We start from the raw sequence: 16,125 nt of genomic DNA on the forward strand, positions 1-16,125 counted from the left end.
GAAAGTGATACGGCCCAATCCTTTACCCTGATACAGCCGGATGCTACCTTTGAAGAGCCACTACGTTCACACGTCTTGGTGTGCTCCCAAGTCATCGAACGTGACGATTCGTGCGCTGGGTTGATATCTCGAATGGCCCTCCGCTGGCAAAGCAACAACATGACCGCCGTAGCTTGCCACTCCGCGCAAGACGAGTCCGCCCAGGAGATCTTCCTCTTTGGGCCGTTTCGGCTGGACCCTTCACAGCGGCGGATTGAAAGAGACGGGAGCCCGCTCCAACTGTCCAGCCGCGCATTCGACATCCTGCTCGCACTGGTGCGGCAGGCCGGCAACGTCGTCAGCAAGACGGATCTGATGGCCAAGACGTGGCCGGGCGCCGATGTCGAGGAAAACAGCCTGCGCGTCCATATCGCCGCACTCCGCAAGGCGCTCGGAGACGGCAACGGCGGCATCAGATATCTGAGCACGGTTTCCGGGCAAGGTTACTGCTTCGTCGCGGCAGTCTCGCGTCCGGATCAGAGGCCGTCTGCACCGGCGAGTCCCGCTTATGTCCACAATCTGCCAGCGCATCCCCGGCAGATGGTAGGACGCGAGCAAGCCATCCAGGACATCTCGGAAAAGCTGAGAGCCGAGCGCTTCGTCACGGTCGTCGGCCCGGGCGGCATCGGCAAGACCACGGTCGTCGTTTCCGCGGGCCATGCGCTGCTCGCGGAATTCGGCGGTCACGTCCATTTTGTCGGCCTCGGCGAGGCGGAGGACGACACTCTGGTGCCGGCGATCGTCGCATCTTCTTTCGGGCTGCAGGCGAGATCGAACGATCCCACCTACAGCCTCGCGACGTTCCTGCGCGACAGGCGCATGCTGCTCATTCTGGATTGCTGCGAGCGTGTCATCGAAGCCGCCGCGGCGCTGGCCGAACGGCTCTACCAGACAGCACCGGATCTGCACATCCTGGCAACGAGCCGGGAATTGCTGCGCGTCGAGGGCGAGTTCACATACCGTCTCCCGCCGTTGCCGAGCCCGCCGGAGAAGGTCGTTCTGACGGCTGCGAACGCCCTCGCTTTTCCTTCCGTGAAACTCTTCGTGGAGCGTGCGACCGCGGGAGGCGGCGAGTTCGCGCTGACAGATGCGAACGCATCTGATGTCGGCAACCTCTGCCGTCGGCTCGACGGCATCCCGCTTGCCATCGAGCTCACCGCCGGTCATGCGAGCACATATGGCGCGCGAGCGATGGCCCAACTCCTCGACCAGCACCTCAATTTGCTGTGGGAGGGGCGACGCACCGCACTGCCCCGGCACCGGACGCTGCGTGCTACCATCGAATGGAGCTACAATCTTCTATCCGACCCAGAACGTGAGATCCTCGGCCGGCTATCGGTGTTCGTCGGCAGCATGACGCTGGACGCCGCGCGGTCGATTGCCGCGGCCACGGAAGACGACGATACGATCCTGGCGGTCATCGACAGCCTCGTTGCCAAGTCGATGCTTGCGCTGAGCACCGGCTCGCAACCGACCCGCTACGGCCTTGCCGACTCGACCCGGGCATACGCGCAAGAGAAACTTGCCGCCAGCGGAGATACCGGCGCGATTGCGCGACGTCACGCCTGTTATTTTCTCGGTCTCCTCGAGAAAGTCGGCGATAGATCGGACCAGGACCTTGCGGCGGCGGCGGAGGAATTCGGCAACATACGCGCCGCATTGACGTGGTGCTTCTCGGATCAGGGCGACCGCAGGATCGGCGTAGCCCTCGCTGCAGCCTCGATACGGCTGTTCTTCAAGCTGTCGCTCCTGGCGGAGTGTGAACTCTGGGTGACCCGCGCGATCGATGCGCTCGACCAAACGAATGGAAGCATCAGGCACGAGCTCGCGCTTCATACAGCGCTGGGGGCCGCCCGCGTGCTCACAGGACAACTGGACGAGCTCGCTGCAAATCACCTCAACCGGGCGATCGAGCTGACAGAGGAGATCGGCGACATATCGGGACAAATCCGTCTGATCGACCAGTTGCACCTCCTGCAATTGTTCGCCGGCAAATACGACGACGCATTGCGCTCCGCCCAACGCGGCGAAGCCATTGCTCTCGCCATCAACGATTCCATGGCGGTGGCGCGCATGCGCCTGTTGCTCGGCATCTCCTGCCAGTATCTTGGCAAGTTTGGCGCTTCCCGCTCATACCTCGAAGCGGCGCTGCTGCAGCCGGGCCTGGAGGAAGAGTTCCGTGGCCGCCTCACCTTGGAATATCCCAAACGCGCTCAGATCAGCCTTGCCCGAGTCCTCTGGCTGCAGGGCTATCCCGATCAGGCGGCGCAAGTGGTGCGCCGGGCCATCTCGGACGTCATCGCGGCAAACCACCCGATCATGTTCTGCCGCGCCCTGCCATGGGCATTCGGCGTCTTCTTCTGGAATGGCGACATGGAGGATTGCGAAGACCATGTCGACAGGTTCATCGCGGAGGCTCGAAGGTACAACCTCGCCATCCTCCAGATGGTCGGCGAGGCCATGAAGGGAATTACGCTGCTGGCCCGGAACGAGACCGGTACCGGGCTCGCCATGCTGAGAGGCGCGATCGAGCAGCTGCAGAGCAAGAGCTTTGGTGCGGTGGTAGGGCTTCGCATGCCCCTTGCCGAGGCCCTGGCCGCGGCAGGTCAGAGTGAACAAGCGCTCGACACCATCGACCAGGCGATCGCCGAGGCCCGCCACCGCAACTTCATGATGGACATGCCCGACATGCTGCGCGCAAGAGCCGAAGTGCTGATGCAGCTGGACGATCCGGATCTTGCGCAAGCGGAGCTGAGCCTCATTCAGGCGCTCGACCTCGCCCGCCATCAGGGGGCGCTCGGTTATGAGCTTCGCGCGGCGATCGCGCTTGCAAGACTATGGCAGCGAGGCGATCGCCGCCAGGAGGCGCACGACATGCTTGCGTCCGTCTATCGGCGATTTAGCGAGGGCTTCCATACACGCAACCTCGTGACGGCAAGGGGCTTGCTCGCCGAGCTGAGCCTTCCGCGCTCGTGCTCTTTTGCGGCCAAATGACCGCCTACGCCGTGCAATTGCGATAGAGAGGGGCCGTCTCGAACGACGCGTGCGAACCGCCGGTCCATGCTGCGCTGGCAATGAGACGTCGGCGCGCGGCACAGGCGGCATCACGGGCGAAATTGCGGAACGTTCCAGGGCACGGGGATGCGGCGCTCACGAAGGCCGCGCCGGCATCCAATTGATGAAATCGGATGCCACTCCCCGGGGCATCCGTCGCCTACGATCCGACCTTGGTCATCATCGCGCGCGCACCGCGCAGGTCCGCTGTCTCGAAACCTTCGGTGAACTTGCCGTAGGCCGCGGCAAGAACATGGCGCGCCTCGACCGCGTGTCCTTCGCTCATCCTCAATCGCGCCACACTGATCGCAATCCTGAGCTCCCAGAACAAGGCGCCCTGGCTCCGTGCCACCTCGAACGCCCTGTCGAAGGCCTGTCCTGCGGCGATCGTCGAGCGATGCTCGCCAGGCAGCAGCAGCAATTCGCCCTTGATGCGCCAGAGCTCGGCGACATACCATCCCTCGTCCCTCGCCTCGCAACGCGCGAGCGTCTCGCCGGCGACCGCAAGCCCTTGCGACACCTCGCCCGCCTTTCCGAGACATGCCGCAAGTTCGCCGAGAGGAAGCAGAAAGCGCGGCAGGAAACGCGCCTCGCCCGCGAGCTCGAGCGCTTTGCGCAGCAGCGGCAATCCGGTCGCGAGGTCACCCTGGCGCGCGATCAGCAGGCCCCTGAAGGCGCGCGCCCATACGTTCCACAGGCGGATCGGGTGGCGCTCGGTGTGCTCGAGCAGCATCGTGCAATAGCGCTCGGCAGCATCGAGATCGCCGGCCAGGAACGCAATCGGACAGGCCCCCTGCCCGAGGACGCTGCAAAATGTGAGGGCGTGACCACTGGCCCGGCCTTCCTCTATGTTGTGCTCGACGACGCTCAAGGCCTGATCCGCCAGGCCAAGCAACCACAGGATCCGGGCCTGAAAGTAGCGGGACGAGACCCGCAGGTCGAAGCGGAAACGAATGACCTGGGGCCTTGCCGCGAGGTCCGAGAGACGAGACAGGGTTCGTCCGATGTGGTGATACGCCAGCCGCTGGTCGCCGAGAAAGTGCAGCGTGGTCGCAAGAAGCCGGTCAGCCATCATCCGGTCGACGGGATTGCCGGAATCGGCCACGAGGTCCGCGAAGCGGTGCGCGAATTCGAGCGCCCTGCGGAATTCGCCGTTGTTGAACTGATCGATGCAGAGACCCCAAAGCGCGCGCAGCAGGTAATCCCTGTCACCGAGCTGCTCGGCAAGCTGAAGGGTCTCGGCCCAGGCCGGGCCGGCCTCCCTCGCCCTGCCTACACCGTACATCAGCGACCAGCCGCGTGCGGCCGACAGCTGCATCCGAAGCCGCGGCGAGTCCGCGACCGTCGGATCGAGCCGTGAGAGGGCAAGTTCGGTCCGCTCGCGGCATTCAGCAAGGAGCGACAATTGTACCCAGAGCGGAACCGCGGCGGCGGTCAGGCCCGCCCCGACCTGCGAGTCTCCGTCGGGCGAGAAGGCCCAATCGAGGCTCGTTCGCACGTTGTCGATGTGTCGGCCGTAGAGGGTGAGCCACTCCGCCTGCGGCCTCACTTCGCTGTCGGCTTCGGCGCTGGCAAAGAACCCAGAATAGTACTTCGCCTGGCGGCCCGCCGCGGCGGGATATTCTCCGGCGGTGCGCAGCTTCTCCAATGCATAGGCGCGCGTGGTATCCAGCAGGCGATAGTGAGGGCTGTCGCCGCGAATATCCGCAAGAACGAGCGACTTTGCCACCAGCCTGGTGAGCTGGCCGGTCACGTCGCCGATGCCCGCGCCGGCGACGGCGATGACTGCGTCGAGCTGGAATTCGCCGGCGAATATGCCGAGCTGCCGGAGCAACCAGGCCTCGTCTTCCGGCAGGAGGTCATAGCTCCAGTCGAGCGTTGCACGAAGTGTTTGCTGTCTCGGCAACGCCGTGCGCCGGCCGGTGGTCAGAAATTTGAACCTGTCATCGAGCAGTGCCGCGATCTTCGGCGGGCTGAGCATGACTGCACGCGCCGCCGCAAACTCGATCGCGAGTGGAATGCCATCCAGCCGCCGGCAGATCGCTGCGATGGCGCCGATGTTCTCCTCGTCCGGCGCAAAGCGTGAACCCAGCGCCTTCGCTCTGCTCGTAAACAATTCCACCGCGCTGTACGCGGATGCGCCGGCGGGCTCTTGCCACGCTTCAGGCGGCACGCCCAAAGGAGGCACGCGATAGACATGCTCTCCCTCGATGCGCAGCGCCTCCCGGCTCGTTGCAAGGATAATCGTCCCCGAACAGCGGCCGACGACCAGTTCGGCTACCTGCGCCACGGCATCGATGACATGTTCGCAATTGTCGAGGATGAGCAACAATGGCCGAGAGCCGATCGCACGCGCGATCGCATCCGGCGAAATCTCCTCGCCCTCGAGCTTGGTGCCAAGCACGCCGGCGATAGCCGAACAGACGAGCCTGGGGTCCGACAGCGAAGCCAGTTCGACCAGCACTCGGTCAGCCGAGAAACCGGGCGGCGGCGTTCTGGCGGCTTCCAACGCCAGTGCGGTCTTTCCGATTCCGCCAGGGCCGACCAGGCTCACCACACGGTAGGCCGACAGCAGCCGCCACAAATGCGATATCGCGGTGGTCCGGCCGATCAGATCGAATGATGCGCTGGGAATGTTGATCGACGGCGGCAATTCGGTTGCGGCAGCCTGTAGCGGGGCATCCATATGCCGGTTCCGCCAAGCGCCGAGCAAACGATACCCGCGGCCAACAGTGGTTGACAGCATGTCGCGGTCAGCACCAAGCGCCTTTCGGATCGCGGCGATATGCACACGAAGTGCACTCTCCTCGACAAAGACGCCCCGCCAGACCCGCTCTGTCAGATCGTTCTTGGTGACGAGCTGGCCTTGCGCCTGAACCAATTCCGCAAGAATCTCAAAGGCGCGCCCCCCCAAAGGAATGAGTTCTCCGGCCGAGCGCAATTCGCGTCTGGCAAGATCGATTTCCCATTCCGCGCAAATATAGACGGGACGCTGGCCTGGCTCAGCCATGATTTGGACAGCCCCAAGCGGTTGCATCATTTTCTACCCAGCTTACCACCAACTCTTTCGAAAGACAGAGCTCACCGTGCCGCGCGGCCGCCGGCCTCCGTCCCGCAATGCGCGCTCTTCAGCAGCCGCGGCAGATCGATCCTTCCAGCATCTTTTCGAGTCGGGCGTCGTCCTTGTCGATGGTCGGGTCCGTGCCGAGCATCGGCCCCTTCATCGCGTGACCGCCAGTCTCCGATGAGGGAAGCGCGGTGCCCAGTGAGTTCGTTCCGGGCGTGGCGGCACTCGTACCGAACGTGCCGCCGCTCCCCATCGACATATGCGATCCCATGCCGCCTCGGGCAAACGCAGCGTCCGAGAGCACAACGCTGGCAAGGATACAAATTGCAGCAAATGATCTCATTGCTCACACTCCACATGTTCAAATGATCCGCCTCCAGAAACGGATACGAGGTGCGTTTGGCCACGCACAATCGCGCGAGGAGTCTAACAACGCTGACAGACTCTTCCCGCAAGAGTGATGCGGATTCGCCGGGACTTGCTGCACCGACGACCTACATGACTCTCATCAAAACAATCTTCGGGAACGCCATCAGCCGAGCAGCGATCGTCGCCGAGCGTCTCTCCGCACACGACAAGCAATGGAGAATCGCTATGAGTACATTCAAGATTCTGATCGCCGCCGCGCTGATCTCAACGGCAACGATTTCGTCCGCATCCGCCTCCTGGTCCTTCGCCGATCAGGAGCCGGCCGCCTTCGCATCGATGTATCCCGATCGCGACGTGCTGAATGGTGGTGCGCTGACGCCCGCCGGGCGAATGGGCCTCGAGCGGCCGGGCGGTGCCGCGCCCGTATTCGGCGCGGGTCACTTTCACAGCCGCAACTGGCATCGATGACGAACATCGCGACCCGGCATCTTGCGTCCTGTGAGGTGCAGCTGATAGCAGCGCCTTCGAACCCAAGAGTGCGACCGCGCCATGCCGCGCACCCCGCGGACCGCGAAACCCACCAATAGCCGATCCGCCAATTGCGGACCTTAACGGCGCTTCATCGGAAGTGCGTGACTGATCACGCGCTCGATCGCGTCGTGCCATCCACCGCGGCGATTTCGTGCAAAGACGAAAATGTTCGTTCGATCAACACTGCGGGTCCGACGCAGGCATGCACATGTCCGGTGAGCGGGCCGAGGCGTTCCCGGCATCGCTTTCTCAAGGAGACGTTCGATGACTACACTGAAGCTCTTGTCGGCCGGATTCGTGGTCGCAGCCATGATTGCCTCCCCCGCGATGGCTCGCGAAGGGAACGCGAAGCGCACCAATGTCGACGCCTACGCGTCGGCTCAGCGCGTCCCGGTTTCCTCCAAGCGCAGCTGCGCCCGTGCTCCCGACGTCGGCGCATACGCAACCGCTCCCTGGCGCCGGCCGCCGTGCGAGCCCACGTCGGGCTATTGAGTTCGCGGACCGGAGCAAAATTCGGTCAAGGCAAGACGGCGGCTCTCGATCGGGCCGCCGCTCTTGCGACGCGGATCGTCGGAAGCACGCGTGCTCAGGAATTCTTGCGTGGATGATGCCGAGCGATCTGCGCAAATGATGCTTCCGTTGATGGCATTAAGTTCCTACTCGTCCACTCTCATTGAGATACACGCCGAGCCGCGGTCACGAATTCGTGTGTCGAACACGCGCGCATCGGATGCCAGCATCGACGATGAACGATGCGCCGGCGACCGACCGGGCCTTCTTGACACGCCGACCAGCTCCCCTATACGACGCTTCAAGCGCATTCAGGCTTCCAAATTCTTGCCAGGGGTCGGTGATCTCAAGGACGGGCTCGTGATTTCCCTGAGATCACGGCTGCGACGTTGGTGCACGGATCTCTCTCTATGTCATCGCCGGTCGATCGAACCTACTCTTTCGGACGTTGGCTGATCGATTGCCAGCGAAGAGAGCTGCGATACAACGGCGTCACAGTGCCGATCGGAAGCCGCGCATTCGAAATTCTCGAGAAGCTGGTCGGCTCCGCCGGTCTCCTGGTCACCAAGGACGATTTGATCGGGAGCGTCTGGTCGGGCCTGACCGTCGAAGACAACACGCTTCAGGTTCATATTTCGGCGGTCCGCAAGGCGCTCGGCGAGGATCGCAATCTCCTCAAGACGGTTTCGGGACGTGGATATACGCTCGCGGGAGCCTGGCGAAGCGGGCCTTTGGATCACCCTGCAGCCGCACCTGTCACGGTGCCGGCCGAAGCGACCTTTTCCAACAACTTGCCGAGCATCCGCGCGCCTCTGATCGGTCGCGAAGATTCTCTGAGCCAATTGGCCGAATTGTTGTCCGCGTATCGGGCCGTGACCCTCGTCGGCCCCGGCGGCATCGGAAAGACGAAACTGGCAACCGAGCTCGCGCGCAGCGTCGCGGCCTCTTTCCACGATTCAGTGACCCTGGTCGAGCTCGCGACCCTACAGGATGCGTCCCTTGTCGCATCGGCGACCGCCCGCGCGCTCAAGCTGGCCTCGAATGACAAGGACGTTTCGGCCGCGAGCATAGCACAGGCGATCGGAACACGCCGTCTCCTCCTCGTCCTGGACAATTGCGAGCACGTGATCGAAGCCGCCGCGCAGATCGCGAGTGCCTTGCTGCGCTATTGCCCGAACGTCACCGTGCTTGCGACCAGCCGCGAAGGCCTCCGCATCGACGGCGAATATGTTGCGGCCGTTCCACCGCTGTCCGTCCCTCGTCCCGATATGGACGATACCGAGCTGCTGCTCCGGGAAAGCGCCGTGGAGCTGTTCGTCACGCGAATACGGGCGCTACGTACGAGCTTCGTTGCGGGCGCAGAGGAGCTTCGGAAAATAGCCGCCATCTGTCGTCGGCTCGACGGGATTCCGCTCGCATTGGAATTTGCCGCAGCCCGGGCCGCCAATCTCGGGGTCGACACCGTCTTGCTTCGGCTGGACAAGCGCTTCGAGCTCCTGAACGGCGGCCGCCGCGACCAGTTGCCGCGACACCAGACCCTGCGCGCGACACTGGATTGGAGCTATGACCTCTTGTCGCCGGGGGAGCAGAACCTGCTTTGCCGGCTCGCCGTGTTTCCGGCCGGATTCACGCTCGATGCGGCCATCGCGATGATGGACGACTCATCGTCGCGCTCGGACGTCATCGAGACCCTGTTCAATCTGGTTGGGAAATCGCTTGTGTCGCTGGACCCCTCCTTCGAGGGGCGATGGCGTCTGCTGGAGAGCACCCGTGCCTATGCCCTGGAGAAGCTGGCGGACGCGGGCGGCGTCGAGCAGGCCGCCAGACGCCATGCCGGCTTTCTCAGGCAGATCATCGCGCCGCTCGGCGACACCTCTCCCGCTCCCGACGACATCTCCCGTTTTGCCCAGGAAATCGGAAACGTGCATGCGGCGCTCGATTGGGCGTTCTCGACCGATGGAGATACCGCGCTCGGCATCGAGCTGACGGCCGGCTTCGTCCCGGTATGGATGCAATTGCTGTCCTTCGTGGAATGCTCGACGCGGATCGAGCGCGCCCTTGCGCATTTCAGTCCCGAGTTCACCTGCGTTCCGAAACTCAAGGCGCAGCTCTATGTCGCCCTGGGATTCGCACTCCTGAACACGACGGGATCGGCTGATCGCATGAAGGCGGCGCTGAGCATCGGCCTTGGACTCGCCGAGGAATTGTCCGACCTCGAGCTTCAGCTGAAGGCGGTCTGGACGTTGTGGAGCTACAATCTCAATTCGGGCCAATATGCCGCGGCCAAGGAGGTCGGCGAACGCTACCTCGCGATCGCGCTGCGCACTGAAAATCCTGCCAACGAGACGGTGGGTCGCCGCCTGATCGGCGCCGCCGCGCATTTCTTCGGCGCGCAGGAGGATGCACGGCGCGAGCTGACCCTGTCGCTTGACCATACGGTTCGCGGATTGGACGGCAGCGCAAACCAGATGTGGTTTCTGCTGAACCAGAGCGTTCTGGCCAAGGCCATGCTCGCCCGCGTCCTGCTGCTGCAGGGAAAGATCGTCCAGAGCAGATCCCTCGCCGCCGAGTGCCTCCAGGACGCCGAGCGCGAGAAGGACAAGCTTGCGGTCGCCTACGCACTCCGGAATGCCGTCTGCCCGATCGCGCTAATGACGCATGACCTCGCCGCTGCCGATCAGGCGATATCCTCCCTCCTCGAGCTCGTCACACGCGAGGGAATAGCTTTCTGGACCAGCTGGACGTCCTGCCTGAAGGGACAATTGCTGGTGCTGCACGGCAAGCATGACGAGGGAATAGCGCTGCTGCGCAACGGCTTGAAAGCGCGGACCGAGAACGGATGGTTGATGCGGAACCCCGAGTTTCTTGGATCGCTCGCCGAAGGCCTGCTCGCGAGCGGCGAGGCTGCACAAGCTCTGGCCGCGGTCGAAGAGGCCTTATCCATGTCGCGACAAGGCCGCCAGTTGTGGTGCCTTGCGGACTTGTTGCGGATCAAGGGTGAGGTTCTCCTGGCCAATGCCCCATCCAATCTGTCTCGATCCGAACTGCTGTTCGCCGAGGGACTATCCGTCGCCAGAGAGCAGCAATGCCGCTTCTACGAGCTGAAGGTTGCGGCGGCATGGGCAAGGGTCATGGCGGGATCGAACCGTAAGCGGACTGCACTTGATCTCGTCGGACCGCTCAGCGCTCTGTTCGATCAGGAGATCGATCTTCCCGCACTCGCCCTTGCCCGCGCTCTGGCTGAAATGCCGGGCATATCGCCTTCGACAAGCAACAGCGACAGGCCCGCGTCGACCGCCTGCCACTAATGACCCGACGGCCTTGCAGCTTCGCTTCAGCATCCCGGCGGCAGGATCGGCGACACTCCGGGCGTTGGCGCCGCGCCTGAGGCGTTGGCCGGCAACACCGTCGCTGGCGACGCCAGACTCATCGAGACGCCTTCCATGCAAGCCGAGCTGTTCGGGCTGGGCACGACAGCAGCATTCGGATCTATGCCTGTGCCATCGCCGCTGTTGGTGTCCGCCATGATCGTGCCGGGCGCGGGGCTAGCCGGCACCTGCGGAATCGAAAGCGGCAGAGACGCAGCGCTTACCACCTGCCCTCCCGGCGTCGAGCTGCATGCCACCGTCGCACCTGTTCCCGCCGGCGCAGCCGCGGAGATTGTCCCAATGGCGCTGCTGTTCTGTCCTATGACCGGCAGGATCGGGACTGCGATGCCTGGTGTCGGAAGTCCAGTGGACGATACTGTCGGAGTCGCCGGCACCGGCGCCGGTGATGTCGATGGCGGCGCGCAGGTGACCACCGTCCCCGGCGTCGTCGGATCCGTGGCGAGCGGGACAGGCGCCAGCGTCGTATCCGGAGTGCCCGGCACGGTACTCGCGGAAAACGGCCCCGGACTGTTGAGCGGCGAGATCACGACGGCGCCCGGCACCGTCGGCAGATCCATTGCCGTAGTGCCAGTCGTTGCGACCTGTGCCCGAACGGGAGAGCCGCCGAGCAGGAGCGCCATCACGATGGCGAACACGATCCGCATCATCTTTCCTATCCCTAACTCACTTCGGTTTTGCGAACGCTGACCTTGCTGCCCTCCGCCAGATTGACCGCAGGATTGAGCACGACCTGATCACCGGGCTGCACGCCGTCGCGCACTTCCACCGTGGTGCCGAAATCCCTGGAGATCGAGACCCGTTGAAAATGAACCGTGCCGTTCCGCACGACCACGACATGAAGACCATTCTGATCGAAGACGAGCGCGTCAGACGGGATCGTCATCGACGGCGTCCTGCGCGGGATCGACAGCTCGACCGTGCAATAGATGCCCGGACTCAGCAAACCATCGGGATTGGGGACGTCGATCTCGGTCAGCAGTGTCCGGCTCCCCGGCTGCAGCGCGGTTGCGATCCGCGTGACCTTGCCTGCAAACGTGCGCCCCGGAATCTCGGGCACGCGGATATCCGCATCGACGCCCGGGCCGACGCCGAAAGCCTCGTCCTGCGGCACGAAGACTTGGGTTCGGATCACGTTGGAATGCATCAGCGTGAACATGAAGGTCGATCCGGCTTGCACCAGGCTGCCATTGTCCACGTTGCGTTGGGTGACGACGCCGTCGAACGGCGCCACCACACGCTGATAAGCCTTCTCCTGCTCCAGGACACGGATCTGCGCTTGCTGCGCCGTGATATTCGACTGGGCGACGCCCACCGCCCCCTGCTGCGCGCGCAGGGTAAGACGGTCATTGTCGCCCTGTTGTGCCGTCAGCCAGCCCTGCTTGACGAGATTGCTGTCGCGCGAATTGGTAACGTCGGCGAGCTCCCGGCTCGCCTGCGCCTGCTGAAGCGCAGCCTGGTCCTGCGCGAGCGTCGCCTGCGCCTGCGCGATCTGCTGGTCCAGTTCGGGCGCGGTGATTTCCGCGAGGAGATCGCCCTTTTTGACCCTGTCGCCGATGTCGACATAGCGCTTTTCGATATAGCCGCTGGTCCGGGCGAAGATGTTGGCCGCCTCGAACGCCGTCGTCGTCGCCGGCAAGGTCACCTTCATGAGCTCGCCGCTGGGCCGGACCGTCGCGACCCGAACCTCGGGAACGTTGGTTCGAACCCGCTCAGTCATTGCGGCAACGTCACGCGCGGCCTCATAATGCCGCCAGCCGCCAATGGCGAGACCGCCCGCAAGCAGCAGGAGCGCACCGGCGCCAAGCAGCGCGCCGCCGTAACGGCGTCCGGATCGTTCGCCCTTGCCCGGCAGCTCCACGATCCGCAGGCTTTCCGCCCCGGGGCGGTCTTTCGCCTCCTCGTCGTCGGTTCTTGCGCGAACATCACTCATTCCGGTTGCTCCTCGAATACGCCGTGGCGAGGCTTGCCGTCGTTGCCTTTGCGCAGCATCGCGAAGAGATACGGCACGATTAGCAAGGTGGTGGGGGTCGCAAACAGCAGTCCGCCGATGACCGCCCGCGCAAGTGCGGCATTCTGCTCCTCACCCGGTCCGCCGATCGCCATCGGGATCATGCCCACGATCATCGCCGCCGCGGTCATCAGCACGGGCCGGATCCTCGTCCGGCCGGCGCTCAACGCAGCCTGGAACGCCGAGTGTCCCTTCAACTGCTCGTCCCGCGCGAAGGTCACGAGCAGGATGGAGTTTGCGGAAGCAACGCCGATCGCCATGATGGCTCCCATCAGCGACGGCACGTTCAGGGTCGTGCCGGTGATGAACAGCATCGTCACGATGCCGCAGAACGTCGCCGGCAGCGCCAGGATGACGACGAAGGGATCGCCGAAATTCTGGTAGTTCACCACCATCAGCAGGTAGACGAGGATGGCCGCGAACACCAGACCCATCCCGAGATCCCGGAACGACTGATGCATGCTCTGGATCTGTCCCAGAACCTGAATCGAATTGCCCGGCTGCAACTGCTTCTGCAGGGTCGACGTCACCTTCTCGATGTCAGCCGCAACGCTACCGAGATCGCGACCCTGCACGCTCGCATAGACGTCATACACCGGCTGGACGTTGGCCTGGTTCGAATTGGTGGGAACGGTGCCGCGCTTGAACGTCGCGACATTGCTGAGGAGGCCGGGCACCGTCTGTCCGCTTGCGGCAAGCGAGGCCGACACCGGCGTGTTGCCCAGGGCGTTCAGCGAGTTGGCCCTGTATTCGGGTGTCTGCACCGCAAGGTAATAGGGAATTCCGGACGTCGGATCCGTCCAGAAATTCGGCGACACCTGAGCGGACGAACTGAGGCTGACATTGATATTGGTCGCCACCGTGCTGGCATTGAGGCCCAGCTGTGCGGCGCGGGTGCGGTCGATGTCGGCATAGAATGCGGGAGCATCGACTTCCTGCTGCAGATGCGCATCCACGACTCCGGGGATCGCCGCGAGATTCTTCTGCAGCTCCTTGGCCACCGCCAGGTTGTTGCTGCCGTAACCGACGGTGCGGACATCGATCTGTGCCGGAAGGCCGAAGTTCAGGATTTGCGTCACGATGTCCGCAGCCTGGAAATAGAAGGTGTCCTCCGGAAACGCCGATGGCAGCACCTGTCGCAACTTCCTGATGTAGTCCGCTGTCGGCTTGTGCCCCTCCTTCAGCGACACGAGGATGGTGCCGTCGTTCACCCCGATCGTGGAACCGTCGGTGAATGCGAGATTGTAGGGACGCGCGGGGAGGCCGATATTGTCGACGATCAGTGCCCGGTCACGCTCCGGAATGACTTCGCGGATCTTGTCCTCGACCGACTGGAAGATCGCCTCCGTTCGCTCGATGCGCGTCCCCGCCGGCGCGCGAACGTGCAGCTGAATCTGGCCGCCGTCGATCAGGGGATAGAAGTCCCTGCCGACATAGAGGAACATCGTAGCCCCGAGCGCCAAGACCGCTACGGCGACGACAGGGACGATGACCCGACGCCGCAGAAGCACCAGCAGGAGATTGGAATAGCCGTCGCGCAGACGCTCGAACCCGCGCTCGAACGCGGCAGAGGCGCGCGCAAAGATGCCCGACGGGCGCTCGCCCTCGCCATGACGTCGCTCGCCCTTCAACAGCAAGCCGATGGTGATCGGCGTGAGCGTTCGCGACAATCCGTATGACGCGAGCATCGCGAACACGACCGCGAGGCCCAGCGGCGTGAACAGATATTTGGCCGGCCCCTCGAGAAACACGACCGAGGTGAACACGCAACTAATCGCGAGCGTCGAGACCAGCGTTGGAATGGCGATTTCAGCGGCGCCGTGCAGGGTCGCGTCCGGCAGCGGCATGCCTTCCTCGGTCCAGAGCCGGTGGGTGTTCTCGATCGTCACCGTCGAATCGTCGACGAGGATGCCGACCGCGAGGGCAAGCCCGCCGAGCGTCATCGTGTTGAGGGTCTCGCCGAGGAAATACAGCACGATCAGCGACGACAACATCGCCAGCGGGATCGAGATCAGGACGACCAGCGTCGATCGCCACGACCCCAGGAACACCAAGATCATCAGCGCCGTGAGGCCCGCCGCGATCGCGCCTTCGCGCAGCACGCCATCGACGGAATGGGTGACGAATATCGACTGGTCGAACAGCTCGTTGATCTTCAGCCCCGCAGGTGCCGACGCGCGGATCGACGCCAACGCCGCCTTCACGCCATTGACGACGGCAAGCGTGGAGGCATTTCCGTTCTTGATGACGCTGAGCAGGACGGCGCGATGGCCGTCCTCGCGGACGATGTTCTGCTGGACCTGGGCCCCGTCGCGGACTTGGGCGACGTCCTTCAGGAAGATCGTCGCGCCGTTCGCGAACTTGACCGGGATCATGTTGAGATCCTGGATCGTGGCCGGCGTCGCGTTGGTGCGAACGGTGTACTGGGTGTCGCCGATCTTGGTCGTGCCGGTCGGCAATGTCAGGTTCTGGGTGTTCACCGCGTTGACGATGTCGAGCGGTGTCAATCCCCGCGACAAGAGCTTATTCGGATCGATGTCGACCATGATCTGGCGGTACTTGCCGCCGGCAGGCGTGGGCAAGGTCACACCCGGCACGGGTGCCAGTTGCTGGCGGACCCGGTAGATGCCGAAATCGTAGAGTTGCTGTTCGTTCAGGGTGTTCGACTCGAGGCTGAGCTGGAGCACCGGCACGCTCGAGGCATTGAACTGCACGATGATCGGCGGCTGGATGCCGGGTGGCATCAGGGCGCGGATGGCGTTGGTCGCAGAGACGATCTGCGAGATCGCGAGATCGAGATTGACGTCCGGCTGGAAGTAGATCTTCTGAACCGACAGACCGTTGAGGGTCTGCGCCTCGATATTCTTGATCCCGCTGACATTGGCACTGATCGAATATTGGCTATAGGTGCTGACTCGCTGCTCCATCTCCGGGGTCGAAAGCCCAGTGTAGCTCCAGATGACCGTGACGACCGGGATCCGGATCTCCGGAAAAATATCGGTTGGCATCGAGCGGATCGCGATGCCGCCGAGAAACAGGATCAGGGCCGCAAGCACGTAGAATGTATGCGGAAGCCGCAGCGCGAAGCGAACAATTCCCATGGTGGTCTGCCTGAAGCAAATGACGCGAGATCGTCGGACAGGTGAGGGCGGTCGGAC

At 63.6% G+C, this 16,125-nt stretch carries 9 protein-coding genes; 4 read left to right on the top strand and 5 right to left on the bottom strand.

From position 1 onward, the window contains the following. Positions 1-159 precede the first annotated feature (159 nt). Positions 160-3,033 (top strand): winged helix-turn-helix domain-containing protein, encoded by a 2,874-nt coding sequence (locus AAFG16_RS31655; RefSeq protein WP_342731591.1) that lies wholly within the window; start codon positions 160-162, stop codon positions 3,031-3,033. A gap of 220 nt (positions 3,034-3,253) precedes the next feature. Here the strand turns inward: AAFG16_RS31655 and AAFG16_RS31660 are convergent, their stop codons facing one another. Together AAFG16_RS31660 and AAFG16_RS31665 are read right to left on the bottom strand one after the other, a co-directional pair. Beyond that, positions 3,254-6,133, bottom strand: a complete 2,880-nt coding sequence (locus tag AAFG16_RS31660) for a winged helix-turn-helix domain-containing protein (RefSeq protein WP_342731593.1) — start codon at positions 6,131-6,133, stop codon at positions 3,254-3,256. Positions 6,134-6,221: 88 nt separating this feature from the next. After that, the gene (locus AAFG16_RS31665) at positions 6,222-6,431 is read right to left on the bottom strand and encodes a hypothetical protein (RefSeq protein WP_283080393.1); all 210 of its coding nucleotides are present in this window, start codon (positions 6,429-6,431) and stop codon (positions 6,222-6,224) included. A 227-nt stretch (positions 6,432-6,658) separates the two neighbouring features. On the opposite strand from AAFG16_RS31665, the gene AAFG16_RS31670 reads away from it, so the two are divergent. From AAFG16_RS31670 to AAFG16_RS31680, 3 genes are all read left to right on the top strand, one after another. Continuing rightward, positions 6,659-6,997 carry a hypothetical protein gene (locus AAFG16_RS31670; RefSeq protein WP_342731596.1) on the top strand — a complete coding sequence of 113 codons (339 nt, stop codon included), beginning with the start codon at positions 6,659-6,661 and terminating at the stop codon, positions 6,995-6,997. 327 nt (positions 6,998-7,324) lie between these two features. After that, positions 7,325-7,552 carry a hypothetical protein gene (locus AAFG16_RS31675; RefSeq protein WP_235547499.1) on the top strand — a complete coding sequence of 76 codons (228 nt, stop codon included), beginning with the start codon at positions 7,325-7,327 and terminating at the stop codon, positions 7,550-7,552. A 428-nt stretch (positions 7,553-7,980) separates the two neighbouring features. Beyond that, a complete protein-coding gene (locus tag AAFG16_RS31680) occupies positions 7,981-10,878 on the top strand; it encodes a winged helix-turn-helix domain-containing protein (RefSeq protein WP_342731599.1) in 2,898 nt (965 codons plus the stop codon). A gap of 26 nt (positions 10,879-10,904) precedes the next feature. On the opposite strand, the gene AAFG16_RS31685 is transcribed toward AAFG16_RS31680, so the two are convergent. From AAFG16_RS31685 to AAFG16_RS31695, 3 genes are read right to left on the bottom strand one after another with little or no spacing between them, the layout of a single operon-like run. Further along, the gene (locus AAFG16_RS31685) at positions 10,905-11,606 is read right to left on the bottom strand and encodes a hypothetical protein (protein WP_342731601.1); all 702 of its coding nucleotides are present in this window, start codon (positions 11,604-11,606) and stop codon (positions 10,905-10,907) included. A gap of 11 nt (positions 11,607-11,617) precedes the next feature. Continuing rightward, a complete protein-coding gene (locus AAFG16_RS31690; RefSeq protein WP_342731603.1) occupies positions 11,618-12,889 on the bottom strand; it encodes an efflux RND transporter periplasmic adaptor subunit in 1,272 nt (423 codons plus the stop codon). After that, positions 12,886-16,068 (bottom strand): efflux RND transporter permease subunit, encoded by a 3,183-nt coding sequence (locus AAFG16_RS31695; RefSeq protein ID WP_342731605.1) that lies wholly within the window; start codon positions 16,066-16,068, stop codon positions 12,886-12,888. Before AAFG16_RS31695 ends, AAFG16_RS31690 begins: the two co-directional genes overlap by 4 nt. Positions 16,069-16,125: the final 57 nt, after the last annotated feature.

The organism is Bradyrhizobium sp. B117, from assembly GCF_038969555.1.
Taxonomy (GTDB): domain Bacteria; phylum Pseudomonadota; class Alphaproteobacteria; order Rhizobiales; family Xanthobacteraceae; genus Bradyrhizobium.

Excerpts from the sequence above, each read along its gene's own strand:
- AAFG16_RS31655 (WP_342731591.1), top strand. The coding sequence starts at position 160 with ATGACCGCCGTAGCTTGCCACTCCGCGCAAGACGAGTCCGCCCAGGAG.
- AAFG16_RS31660 (WP_342731593.1), bottom strand. The coding sequence starts at position 6,133 with ATGATGCAACCGCTTGGGGCTGTCCAAATCATGGCTGAGCCAGGCCAG.
- AAFG16_RS31665 (WP_283080393.1), bottom strand. The coding sequence starts at position 6,431 with ATGGGATCGCATATGTCGATGGGGAGCGGCGGCACGTTCGGTACGAGT.
- AAFG16_RS31670 (WP_342731596.1), top strand. The coding sequence starts at position 6,659 with ATGACTCTCATCAAAACAATCTTCGGGAACGCCATCAGCCGAGCAGCG.
- AAFG16_RS31675 (WP_235547499.1), top strand. The coding sequence starts at position 7,325 with ATGACTACACTGAAGCTCTTGTCGGCCGGATTCGTGGTCGCAGCCATG.
- AAFG16_RS31680 (WP_342731599.1), top strand. The coding sequence starts at position 7,981 with ATGTCATCGCCGGTCGATCGAACCTACTCTTTCGGACGTTGGCTGATC.
- AAFG16_RS31685 (WP_342731601.1), bottom strand. The coding sequence starts at position 11,606 with ATGATGCGGATCGTGTTCGCCATCGTGATGGCGCTCCTGCTCGGCGGC.
- AAFG16_RS31690 (WP_342731603.1), bottom strand. The coding sequence starts at position 12,889 with ATGAGTGATGTTCGCGCAAGAACCGACGACGAGGAGGCGAAAGACCGC.
- AAFG16_RS31695 (WP_342731605.1), bottom strand. The coding sequence starts at position 16,068 with ATGGGAATTGTTCGCTTCGCGCTGCGGCTTCCGCATACATTCTACGTG.